The sequence below is a fragment of the Paenibacillus sp. RS8 genome (assembly GCF_041956825.1).
In the GTDB taxonomy this organism is placed as follows: Bacteria; Bacillota; Bacilli; order Paenibacillales; family Paenibacillaceae; genus Paenibacillus_AQ.
This window is the reverse complement of the sequence record NZ_CP168131.1, coordinates 5,899,014-5,911,151: the sequence shown is the minus strand read 5'-3', so window position 1 is coordinate 5,911,151 and position 12,138 is coordinate 5,899,014. Positions and strand designations below refer to the sequence as shown.

Here is a 12,138-nt window from a genome sequence, read left to right as displayed (position 1 = left end):
ACATTCTGAGACGAGGTAGTAAACTACAGTGAGTCGTTATTGTTTGATTCTTTTTTTGGGGGGGAATTGAAGTTGATTTTATGTGTTTTTTTTCCTCCAAGCTGCGGCGGTGAACCATACCACAAATATGATAAAGCAAAAATGTGAATTGAAGATAGAGGAGACAATACTAGTTCTGTGAATGATGGATAAATAATACTTGCTCAATAATTATGATAGGAGATTATTGTAATGATAATTCTAAACAGCGAAATCATTAATGAAAAAAACAGAGGGCTTGGATGTAAAATCCAAGCCCTCTGTTTTTAGGGATAAAATTAAATTAAATAGTAGGGTTGATAGTCTGAATAGGAACAAGCTCTCGAATTTTAGTTGAGATGATTTCATAGACATCTATATCAAGCTTTTCACATACTTCTTCGGCTAGTTCAAAAGATACTAATAAGGCATACTCAATCTCTGGTATTTTACTTTCGGCATCGTCCCGGCAGTTAACTTTTATTTTTATTGAGTCAGTAGGATTCCAAGTTGTGGCCTTATCACCATAAAATGACTCATGCTGTATTGTTCCTCTTTGAACTACATTGTGATCTGTGTTAACACGCTGAGGAACGAGATTATTATTTTCTATATTGAACCATAAATGAGCAGAACGATATTTTTGCTTCGAAGATATAACTGGTGAAAAGTAAGATAGTGTTACAGTGAGTTTTCTAAAAAACCTCTCTGAAGTAAAGTTAAATGGAATCGGCAATTCGTATACATGCGCAGCTCCTTTCTGTAATGTTCCATATCCAATTAAAGTCATTCTATTCTGGGCGCATTCCATGACGCGAGAAATATCGGGAATTCCATTTCCCAACCACCTGAATATTCTATTTTCTGGAATCTCCATTGCATTCGCAATAATATTGTTATTACTCCATGAAGCCCCATGAACAAGCATTGCCTTAATTAATAGTGCAGAGTACTTATCTGGCACATGTTCACCAGTTTGAGTAAGGAAAATCTCATCTATAACTGAGTGGCACTTTACGCCATTATGAGAAACCTGTGCTGCTGCATCGCTTGTCCCGAAGGAGTATGCTACTTCATTGATCTCATTATTTTGACCTGGTGTAGCTACGCAGCATCCAGGTGGTCTCGTAGGTGCTGGAATCCAACCCATTATCGTAGAACCAATTAATTCTCTAATAAACTTTCTTCCTCCATTAAAAAAAATGTCTGGCTTAATTGATCTGTTATATCCCAGACCGATAGCTGAAACGGGGCTAGGTAATGATTGGTTGTAAGGCAGAATAAATCTTTCGTTCTCAACTACATTAGAGAAGTCATTAAATAAGGCACCTACAGTTAAATTATTTATACTTTCTGCAGGGGATAGTAATCTAGTATTTCTGCTATTGTCATTTAGACTTTTTAATACTAACTCTTCTTTAATATCGGGAGTAAGTTTCTTAAACTCATCAAAGGAGACCCCGACATCGATGCCGTGCTGATTATGGTTACCTGCACTGATAATAAATAATATCTTATAGGTATAGCTTAGCCAATCAAGCAAACGTGCGAGAGGGCTTATCATATTGATAAACACTCTGGAAGGATCACCGAAAGACAAATTTATTATTTTTACAGATGAAAGGGCTTTACTATGTTCGTCTCCTACAACAATTCTTCTGACAGCAGTATGTATCAAATCAATCAGTAATACATCATCCGGAGCGCATTCTGATAATTTATCGTTAAAATCTCTTACGGGTTTTAAGATAGGTCTAACATAAACCTTGCTATTTATAGGAGAATTGTTACTGTTTATGTCTCCATGAATCACTAGCGATGTCATTGCTGTACCGTGTACTCTATCTCTTACAACATAATCACTTGCCCAATTATCGGGATCATCAATGATCAGTCGGTCAGATAAAAGAGAATGGTTCTGCATAGGGAAACCATCAAGAACTGCCACAATAGGGGCTTCGCTTATTTTATGTATTTCGGGTGTTTTGTGAGGGATCATAGGTGTGATTTCTTGATCAGTATCTGGAAGATGGAAAGGAAATGCTATTTGTCCAACAGGTCTAAAAAACATAATGTCATCTACCCGCGTAAGTGCAACTTGTTCATAATTATTAACTAGCGATTCAATTTGTTTTCTAGGAAGAGTAACAAGAAGAGCATGGTACATAATTTCTGGAATGGTACATTGAGAAAGTACTCGCCCACCCATATTATTAATTGCCTCAGATACAATAGAATAAGAATTAATTCGATGTTGAATAGTGTTTCTAAAGAAAAGCTCGATTTCAAAATTAACTTCCTTATCTCCATCCAACTCAAGATTTTCTTTCCAGTAGTCCACAACTCTTGTTTCATCAATACGATCTTGAGCATTCCAATATCTAATTTCTTTGAGTTGATTAAACAATTCTTTAACTCCGTTGAGACCGAGATCGAATTTGATTTTAGGATTCTGAGCGTACTGTTTCCATAAAGAGATCAACTGATTTAAGGCAGTTTTATTTGTCATCACGCAGTATAACTTGCCAGATAGATCTCCTTCTTTGAAATTCCCGTCATCGTCAATCAGATAAAAGTCTTCATCTATTGGGATACCATCAATAGTGATATCCAACATTAACTCCAATTCTTTAATGTTCTTTATCACACTATAAAAACTATCGACAGTGCCTACTGTTTCAAGAACTAAAGCACTGTCTGGATTAATACCTGAAGGGGAGTTTTGAACAGCTATATTCTTTTTATCCAACGCATCTTGTAATTGCTTAAATCTTGGAGAAAGTTTAGACATTTGTTTTTCTATTGATGGTTGTGAAAATTTTGAGCCTCGTCCACTTCTTTTAGCTTTTGTAGCTTCTTCAAATTTTTTAAACAGTATTAATGGTCTTTCAGCCATTATCAATCACCTCTGAGTTATTAGACACTTGTTTTACTTTCTTCTGTGCATCCCATAATCTGAGTGTACTTGATGTTACTCCTTTTGAATCTTGGTTAGGAAGTTGTAGGATGTATTTTCTATAAATAGATGTTGCGAATTCTTCTGCTTCTGCGTAACTACAACCTAATGTTTTCTTAGCTAAGGTGCTCGGCTCAAGACCAAACTTGAAACCTGTACGTTTTTCAAAATAAGAGAACCACAGTTCAAGATTTGACCTGCTTGGATATGGTAGCTCCAAATGTAGTTGAAACCTTCGCCACGCTGCCTTGTCCAATAAACCTTCATGGTTCGTAGCTCCAATAACTATTACATAGCTCGGTAAGGAGTCAATATGTAAAAGGAGAGAGCTAACTACTCTTTTTATTTCTCCGGTTTCATGAACATCTCCACGTTCTTTGCCTAAGGTCTCAAATTCATCAAAAAACAAAACGCATTGTCTGGTTTTTGCGTAATCAAATAATTTTGCCAATTTTATTGCTGTCTCACCCAAGTAGGCTCCAACTATACTTTCATACTTTACCGTTAAAAGAGGGACCATTAAAGACTCCGCAATGGCTTCTGCTAAAGAGGTCTTTCCATTTCCAGGAGGGCCAACAAATAGCAATCTGTTTCGTGGTTCTAAGCCATAAGAACGTAACAGGTCAGCACGATTGTGTTCTTCAATTACTTCTCTGCATGACTGCAAAACCGTATCTGGAAGTATTAAATGTTCAAGTCTTCTTTTAGGAACTATCTCAGAATAAAAATTTTGCTCGTTTGGAACTTGTCTAACAAGAGGAAAGCCATTTTGCTGATTTCTCATATCAGGTTTGCTGCTTTTCAATAATTCTTCTATTCGGTTAGCAACAATAGTATGTTGTTTTGCTCTTTCTTCTGCACAAATAGCTTCGACTGCTCGCCTAAAATGAGGACCGTCTCCTGATAGCCCATGTTTTATTACTTCAAAAAGCAAATCAGCTCTTGCCAATGTTTCCACCTACCAATAAATTATTTTGTAAGTTCTGTAATTATTTCTGAGGATATTAATTTATTTTCGCAGAAAGTGCATAGTCGATCCTTGGCGAGACGACTTGGATTAGTCTTATTATTCTCCCAGCGATTAATTGTTGAGAAACTTATATTTAATTCTCGTGCTAGCTGTTCTTGGCTTATTTTAAGTTCTTCCCGAATTTTCTTTATAGTAAAACCCAGTGACATGTTGTTCACCTCCGAACAGGTATGATATGAGTATAGCATTTGCTATAGCAGGAAATATACCCATACTTAAAAAACAACTATGAGTATTTTTTGAAAGTTATTCAATTGATGACTATATTTCAAACATGAAGTGAGACATGCGAATCTGCCAGTTCTCTGTTCAATCTTGAATTTGACGATACACAGACGGAGATGCACTTCTCCATCGTCAGGCGCCAGTGCAAACAATATTCTCTAATATGGGAAAACATTAATATTGTGTCGTCGCGAAATCATAAAAGTATTTGGAGCTTGCGTTTGACAAGACATCATCTTGTCGAGTATTTGAGTACATACTTAAAAAGGACTCTTGTTTCATGAACATGTGGTCTAGTCCTAAATCTAATGGGATATCCACTTATTGACCTACACGTACCTGTCATTGATGAGATGTTCGCGTGAATCAATTTATAAAACTCCTGCTAATATAAATATTGGTGGGATTTTTTTGTTTTAAAGTATAGTTAGCAATCTTAATAATCTTCCAATTGATGCAATAAAACATGCATGGAAGAACTTATTTATACTCTGACGCAGCAATCCGCACCATTCAGATCCGAGGCGAGCATTTCGCCCAATTTTGATACTGCTGGTTATCCCACCCTTCATCCGAAAACCTGTCCATTACCTTCTCACAGAATTTCAAACAGATGTACTTGCCATAATTCAGTTGTCAGATGAGTAGCTCTGCATAGCAAAAAAACTGGATAAATTGTTAATTTAAGCCCTATAATCACTAAAATCGATTATAATTAAATTTATGTTCAAGTCGATTAACTATCCTAAGTTAATAGGATATGCTATAGAGTTTTCAAATAGTTTTCAAATACATACTTATGCATAAGAGGGGGCGAATGATATGACGATAATGCCTGTTATAGTAATGATCTTTGTATTTGTACCTGCCATTGTACTCATGGTAAGCATGCCTTATTTATCAAGAGAGACGATTAGTTTTGGGGTCACCGTCAGCCCTGTACAATTCCATAGTGAGCCTCTGCGCCAGATGCGGAAGTCATATGCTTGGATTAGTGCTATCTTACATACTATCCTATTCATTGTTTGTATCATCTGTCTAATATACGGTGACGAACATTCCATGCAACAAAGTTGGATCATTGTCACTTATTCACTCGCCATGGTCGTAATCTCCCTAGTCATAAACATTAGCTATCATTTGAAAATGAAAAGTTTACTACCTATGCTGCCTATTGCTCTGGAACCATCGATCATGGCAGTGGACACTGAATTTCGGAAAAGAAACATTGGCTTGTCTAGTAATTGGTTCCTCATTCATGTTTTAATTATTGGTGTTACTATTGTAACTGTGCTACGTAACTACGATCTGATTCCTGATCAGATTCCGATCCATTACAACAGCAGTTGGAACGTAGACGGCTATGTAGCTAAATCTTATAGTACTGTGTTTATGCCTACGATAATGCAAGTGTTGGTAACACTTTTGTTTATATTTGAGAATTGGAGTATTCGCAGAGTGAAGCAGCAGGTTCAACCCACTGATCCTAATCGTTCCATCAGACAAGACGTAACTTACCGCCGTACTTGGTCATATTTTATGATTACAGCAAGCTTCTTAATAGTTATCCTGTTTTCCGTCGTGCAACTAAACATGATATCTCTGCTTAACATGAATTTCGCTATCCCTATTATCCTAATCATAATAGCCCTTATCATCCTATACGCCTTCGCCTTAACGTTCTGGGCTGGTCAGAGCGAAAGCCGCTTGGAGAGATCTGCCGATAGCTCCAATGTCAGACCTGTCCATGATGATGATAAATGGTTATTAGGTATGATTTATTTCAATAGCAAAGATCCAAACCTAATCGTCAAGAAAAAGCTCGGAGTCGGCTGGGGATTGAATTTCGGTCACCCAGTAAGCTGGCTGTTTTGGCTCGGAATTATTGTACTGTTAGTTGTGGTGCGGTAACAAGGCAAACTCTTATTGAGCAATTGATTTAAATCAGCAAGTTTGATCAAATTAACAACCGGGATATTCCGCGACCAGCTTATGTGGTATATCCTATATATTTATCACCTTAATGTTCATCATACTTTAGCGAGTAGACCGCTATTAATTATTGGACATAATATAATATTTCTAGAATTATTGTCTATTTTGATAATTAGTCATAAAGGAGGAGAACGACGATGATAAGAGGATTAACAACAGCAGGCTTGGGTGAACTCAGTTCTAATGAAGAATATATCAGACTTGCGAGCCAATTCGGCTTTCAGTCGATAGACGCAAATCCATTGGATTTAGTGCAGCAGTATGGTAAGGATGGGGCTGTTCAATTGCTAGAAAGCCATGGAATCATGCTAGGATCATTTGGTTTAGTGGTAGATTGGCGCACAACAGAGGAAAGCTTTAGAGAAGGGTTGAAATCGCTTACCCAAATGGCTGAGGCCGCTGAAGCATTAAATTGTACGACATGTTGTACATATATTTTACCTTCGACAGATCTTCCAGTCGCAGCTTTTATGATTGCAGCCACAAGACGTTTAAGACTATGCGCGGAAATATTAGGCGCTTATGGAATTACATTAGCATTAGAGTTCGTAGGCCCTCATCACTTACGTACACAATGGGCAAATCCACTGATCTGGACGATGCAAGATACGTTGAGCTGGATGGAAACGATGCAAGTAAGGAATGTTGGGTTGTTACTGGATTCCTACCATTGGCATACGAACGGATTAACGAGCGAGGATCTGCTGAAATTACAACCGCATCAAATTGCATATGTCCATATTAATGATGCTAAACTTCTACCGATAGAGGAATTGTTAGATTTCGATCGATTGTATCCAGGAGAAGGTTCTATTGATCTCACAGGATTCTTGGTAAGCCTGAAAAAGATCGGGTATACCGGTGTGATCGCCCAAGAAGTTCTGGCGCCAGCTTCCGCGCAAAGTTCATCTGAATTATTTTCTCGTTCTAAAGCAGGCTTCGATAAAGTATTCTCTTCGCTGGAAAACGTATTAATATAGATTAAACTTGAAATATTCAAAAAAAAGGATAAGTGCTAAAATTCCAAACATTCTCTGGAGTCACGGCCAACCCGAAATAGGAAAATCATCAGATCAATCTATATAGCATTTGATGATCTCGCGTAAATTAAATTCTATAAAAACTTCTGCCGGAGTGTTGGTAGAAGTTTTTTTCTGTTAGCAAACGTTCTCCCCATGTGATAGTATTTCACTAAAATATGGAGATGATTATTTAGCGGCTCCATTGTTAGTGAGAGGGGAGAAGTCGTGTCAATTCGGATAAAATTACTGTTATCTTATACGGGAATGCTAGTCGTTAGTTTACTTATGATCGTAATGACGGCAGCTTTATTTACAATTGCTTCTACAGGAGATGTTCACAGTCTTCGGGATTTTTATAAAGTGCACTATCAATTAAATCCGTTGTCAGAGCAAGAAGAATCGATTTTTTTAGAATTAAAGTATTTAGCAAAGCATGACCCCGATGAATTGCAGAACAAGGATTTGTTACTGGAGTATGATTTTAAGCTAAAGACCGAGAAAGCAGGACTATTTGTAAGGCGAGTGAATGACCCCGTTTTTGAATCACGCACCTTCAATCAACCTGAGTTAAAGGATGCTTTACCACCTTACGATCTGAATAACTATCAGATTCGTAACACATTTAATATTAAAGAAAGATTTTATGGCTATGCCAAATTTGACTTTAAATATTCAGATGGGGCGAAAGGCAGTGTTTTCGTCATCAAAGAGCATAGTCCATTTGCGGAACTCACACGGAGGCTGCTACCAATCTTTTCATTGATATTAATTGGCGTTCTTGTAGTTGCGAATCTGCTATTATATCGCTGGATTACACGAAGTGTTATTAAGCCACTGAACAAGTTAAGGGACTCCGCAGAACGAATTCAAGAGGGTGACCTTCAATTTGAGCTTAACCTGCAATCCAAAGATGAGATAGGGGAGTTAAATAAAGCGTTCGAAATGATGAGACAGAGGTTACAAGAGTCAGTGAACCTTCGTCTGCAATATGAGGAGAATCGAAAAGAGTTAATCTCAAATATTTCACATGATTTGCGGACTCCGATTACAAATATTAAAGGCTTTATTGAGGGCATAAGAGATGGCGTCGCCAATACACCTGAGAAGATGGACATGTACGTTGACATTATTTATAACAAGACTATTGGAATGGATAAATTGGTCGATGAATTGTTCTTATATTCCAAACTGGATTTGAATCAGGTTCCATTTTCGTTCGAAGCTGTTGATATTATTGCATTCCTTGAGGACTGTATCGAAGAGATGCGCTACAATAACGAAAATAAAGGAGTTTCATTTCAGCTAGACAATCACACCTCCGAACGTATTGAGGTTCTTGCAGATTTGGATAAATTAAAACGGGTGTTACTGAACGTAATTGGAAATGCGCTAAAGTATATGGACAAACCTCAGCCTTTAATCCGTTTTTCTCTGCAAGTTGATAGTGAATGGGTGACGGTTGAAGTGAAGGATAATGGAATGGGGATTGATGCTGAAGCTCTTCCACATATCTTTGAACGGTTTTATCGTGCGGAGCCTTCTCGAAGCTTATCGACAGGCGGCAGTGGACTTGGTCTTGCGATCGCTCGTCAGATTATTGAAGGACATGGTGGAGCGATATGTATGGAAAGTGAACCAGGTGTGGGATCAAGCCTGTTCTTTACTTTAAAGCGAACGACCAACGAAGGAGGATTTCAGTCGCATGACACGGATTCTGATTATTGAAGATGAGGCAACGATAGCGCAATTGGAAAAAGATTATTTTGAACTGAACGGTTTTGCCGTTGATATATGTCATACAGGTTCTGAAGGGCTTGGGCAGGCTCTGGAAGGGGATTACAATCTTATTATCGTAGATTTGCAGTTACCTGGCATCGATGGTTTTGAATTATGCCGCCGTATCAGGGAGGCGAAGGAAGTGCCGATCTTTATCGTATCTGCGAAAAAAGAAGAAATCGATAAGCTTCGGGCGTTTAATCTCGGAGCGGATGATTATATAACGAAGCCCTTTAGTCCAAGTGAATTAGTAGCAAGAGCGAAGGCGCACCTAACAAGATATGAACGCATGCTTAGTAAGCTGGAACCTATGGAGAAGCATGAGATTCAAATTCGCGGAGTCCATATCGATAAAAATTCCCGCAGGGTGTTTGTGCGTAATCAAGAGGTTTTGTTTACAGCGCGGGAGTTCGATGTACTGGTCTTTTTAGCGAGTCATCCGAATCGGGTGTTTAGCAAAGATGATCTATTCGAACGGGTTTGGGGGATGGATTCCAGCGGGGATATCGCAACAGTGACGGTTCATATTCGCAAAATTCGAGAAAAGCTGGAATCAGATCCCTCGAATCCACAATATATTGAAACGGTGTGGGGTGCGGGATACCGATTTACGGTGTAATGGCGCTATCCTTGACGATTTTCGATATTATTAATATCCAGTTAATACTTTATTAATAAATCGTTTCTGGAGAGTTTATTTCTTTCCTTTATCATTTGGTTATAGACATGAGCAACTATTAACTTAATGATACTTGAGGGGGAAATACAGTGAAAATAGTTTCTAAAAAAGCAGCAGCATTAATGGTCGCAGCAGCACTAGGCACAACCTCTTTACCCTTTGCGGTGTTAAATGTACAAGCAGCACCTGCATCAAGCAACATAGGGATATCCGCAGTAGCATCGAAGGTATCCGACAAAGAAATTCAAGAAGCCGTTGAAGCACTTGTAGGACTGGGTGTGTTGCAGGGGTATGCAGATCAATCGATGGGTGTACACAATCCAATCACTCGTGCAGAATTAGCGAAAATGGTAGCATTGACCTTTAAATTACAAGGCTCCGACGAGAATGATGCTTCATTCACCGATGTGAATTCAAACGTATGGTATTACCAATATGCATCAGCACTTGTTGGTTTAGGGATAATGGAGACGGAAGAAGGTAAATTCAACCCTAAAGAAACGGTAACGGATGCAGAGCTTGTACAAATAGTATCAAAGGCGTTGAAGCGTGATGTCTTATCGGTTAACTACTGGGCAAATCAATTGAATTCCACTCCTGAACCCGCAACACGCGGAGAAGTCGCAGCCTTACTGAATACAGCTCGTAAAGCAGTGCCTTCCGATAAAGCTCAAATTACAAGTATAAAATCGATCAATGAAATTACATTAATCGTGACATTGGATGCGCCATTGACTGCTGAGAATGAAGTGTTTGCTAAAGCGAAAGAAGATTTTGTATTCAATGATGGTCTAACCTTGACGAATATGCCTCGTCTGAAAACGGGCTCCATTGCAACGTACATCGTTCCTACATCGGTACAAAAAGCTGGAACAAATTATAATTTAACGTACAAAGGTAAGAATGCAGGATCATTTGTAGGAAATTCAGCGAAGGTGGATATGACGACAACCACTCAGGTAACCAACGATACCTTCGAGATTGAAGCACTGAAAACAAATGGCGTTATTGATTATGGATATGTCATCTCTGCATACAGTGGTGGTCGCGGTGCTAACGCATTTGTTTTAGATGAGAATAATAAAGCAAACGGCATCACGTATCAAATCATTTCTTCCATGCAAGGCAGACAAGTAACGATAACTCCGGAAGGTGGAGAATCTATCGTTGCCAAGTATGTCCCATTCACACAATCAACAGATGGTAAGATTGAGCCGAAATTCCGGCTGCCTGAAGGACAAGTCTTGAAACCGGGTGTAAAATATACCGTAACGTCCGACTGGGCCAATATAGCAAATCCATCATTCGAAGCGAAAGAAATAGCGCCACTGCAAATCTCCGGTGCGGAAGCTGTCAGCGAAACATCCATTAATGTAACTTTGGCTCAAGATCCTGGGGATGAATTATTTTCGGGTCGTAGTGTACAACTAACTGCTCCAAACGGAGACACATTGGCTGCGACGTATAAATTCTCCAGTCGTAAAGGTGCGGTAGGTGTATTCGATATTACGAATAATGGTAAATTGGCTGCAGGCACAGTGTATACTGTAACACCGTTGGGTGCATGGGCAACATCCCAAGCAACATTAACTTCGAATTAAGGATAATTCACAGGAAAGGTGTTGGTTGCCATGCGCTTTCTCGTGTTAACACTCATCCTCTTGATTACTGGATGTCAGACCGATGATTTCAAGGTGTTAAACAACCAAGGGCAGCAATCAACTCAGGAGGTGAACAATGAAATGGATAAATTGAACCAAGCACTGTTAACTGCTGCTCGTCAAGGAGATAAGGATCTTATAGCCAAACTATTAGCAGACGGTGCAGATATTGATGCTACGGACAAAGATGGTAGAACGTCCGCTATGATCGCTGTACACACGAATCAACTGGATGTATTCAAATTTTTGCTTGAAAAAGGTGCCGATATCAATATGCGTGACAACCGCTCGGATAATCCACTTCTTTATGCTGGAGCTGAGGGCATGCTTGATTTTGTGAAGGTATCTGTTGCTGCAGGTGCTGATACATCAATCCTGAACAGGTTTGGGGGAACGGCACTCATCCCTGCTGCAGACCGTGGTCATGTGGACATTGTGGAAGAGCTTCTTACCACTTCTGACGTCAATATTGATCATGTCAATAATCTGGGTTGGACTGCATTACTAGAAGCTATAATACTGGGTGATGGGGGCAAAGAACATCAGGCTATAGTTCAACTCTTAATTCAGCACGGTGCTGACATCTATCTTGCAGATTCCGATGGAATTAGTCCCTTAGAGCATGCTCAAAATCGGGGATATAAAGAAATGGTTGAAATGTTAATGAAAAAGAGTAGCGAGTCGTTATAATGTATGAAGAAAAAAAGGAAACTTCGATCAATTTGGAGTTTTTTTTTGTTCTTTGATCCTTGGATTCCTTACGTCAACAGATCTCA

General features: G+C 38.9%; 9 protein-coding genes. 6 read left to right on the top strand and 3 right to left on the bottom strand.

The features are described 5' to 3' along the window. Positions 1-322 precede the first annotated feature (322 nt). Genes ACDZ28_RS27865 through ACDZ28_RS27855 form a run of 3 tightly spaced genes read right to left on the bottom strand, consistent with a single transcriptional unit; the run spans position 323 to position 4,153 of the window. Positions 323-2,914, bottom strand: a complete 2,592-nt coding sequence (locus ACDZ28_RS27865; protein ID WP_375103335.1) for a S8 family peptidase — start codon at positions 2,912-2,914, stop codon at positions 323-325. Next, positions 2,907-3,923, bottom strand: a complete 1,017-nt coding sequence (locus tag ACDZ28_RS27860; RefSeq protein ID WP_375103334.1) for an AAA family ATPase — start codon at positions 3,921-3,923, stop codon at positions 2,907-2,909. Before ACDZ28_RS27860 ends, ACDZ28_RS27865 begins: the two co-directional genes overlap by 8 nt. 20 nt (positions 3,924-3,943) lie before the next feature. Further along, entirely contained in the window at positions 3,944-4,153 is a 210-nt protein-coding gene (locus tag ACDZ28_RS27855) for a DNA-binding transcriptional regulator (protein ID WP_076334600.1), read from the bottom strand. An 898-nt stretch (positions 4,154-5,051) separates the two neighbouring features. Here ACDZ28_RS27855 and ACDZ28_RS27850 point away from each other — a divergent pair. The 6 genes from ACDZ28_RS27850 (at position 5,052) to ACDZ28_RS27825 (ending at position 12,052) form a co-directional block, all read left to right on the top strand. Then, on the top strand, positions 5,052-6,140 hold the full coding sequence (locus ACDZ28_RS27850; protein WP_375103333.1) for a DUF1648 domain-containing protein: 1,089 nt from the start codon (positions 5,052-5,054) through the stop codon (positions 6,138-6,140). A gap of 221 nt (positions 6,141-6,361) precedes the next feature. Continuing rightward, the gene (locus tag ACDZ28_RS27845; protein WP_375103332.1) at positions 6,362-7,204 is read left to right on the top strand and encodes a sugar phosphate isomerase/epimerase family protein; all 843 of its coding nucleotides are present in this window, start codon (positions 6,362-6,364) and stop codon (positions 7,202-7,204) included. Between the two features lie 267 nt (positions 7,205-7,471). Next, the gene (locus tag ACDZ28_RS27840) at positions 7,472-8,971 is read left to right on the top strand and encodes an ATP-binding protein (protein WP_375103331.1); all 1,500 of its coding nucleotides are present in this window, start codon (positions 7,472-7,474) and stop codon (positions 8,969-8,971) included. After that, the gene (locus ACDZ28_RS27835) at positions 8,949-9,641 is read left to right on the top strand and encodes a response regulator transcription factor (RefSeq protein WP_042129085.1); all 693 of its coding nucleotides are present in this window, start codon (positions 8,949-8,951) and stop codon (positions 9,639-9,641) included. The genes ACDZ28_RS27840 and ACDZ28_RS27835 overlap by 23 nt, the downstream gene beginning before the upstream one ends. 149 nt (positions 9,642-9,790) lie before the next feature. After that, the gene (locus ACDZ28_RS27830; protein WP_375103330.1) at positions 9,791-11,302 is read left to right on the top strand and encodes an S-layer homology domain-containing protein; all 1,512 of its coding nucleotides are present in this window, start codon (positions 9,791-9,793) and stop codon (positions 11,300-11,302) included. Positions 11,303-11,332: 30 nt separating this feature from the next. Further along, positions 11,333-12,052 (top strand): ankyrin repeat domain-containing protein, encoded by a 720-nt coding sequence (locus ACDZ28_RS27825; protein WP_339287233.1) that lies wholly within the window; start codon positions 11,333-11,335, stop codon positions 12,050-12,052. The last annotated feature ends 86 nt before the right edge of the window (positions 12,053-12,138 follow it).

Coding starts and splice junctions, on each gene's coding strand:
- ACDZ28_RS27865 (WP_375103335.1), bottom strand. CDS start 2,914: ATGGCTGAAAGACCATTAATACTGTTTAAAAAATTTGAAGAAGCTACA.
- ACDZ28_RS27825 (WP_339287233.1), top strand. CDS start 11,333: ATGCGCTTTCTCGTGTTAACACTCATCCTCTTGATTACTGGATGTCAG.
- ACDZ28_RS27835 (WP_042129085.1), top strand. CDS start 8,949: ATGACACGGATTCTGATTATTGAAGATGAGGCAACGATAGCGCAATTG.
- ACDZ28_RS27845 (WP_375103332.1), top strand. CDS start 6,362: ATGATAAGAGGATTAACAACAGCAGGCTTGGGTGAACTCAGTTCTAAT.
- ACDZ28_RS27850 (WP_375103333.1), top strand. CDS start 5,052: ATGACGATAATGCCTGTTATAGTAATGATCTTTGTATTTGTACCTGCC.
- ACDZ28_RS27855 (WP_076334600.1), bottom strand. CDS start 4,153: ATGTCACTGGGTTTTACTATAAAGAAAATTCGGGAAGAACTTAAAATA.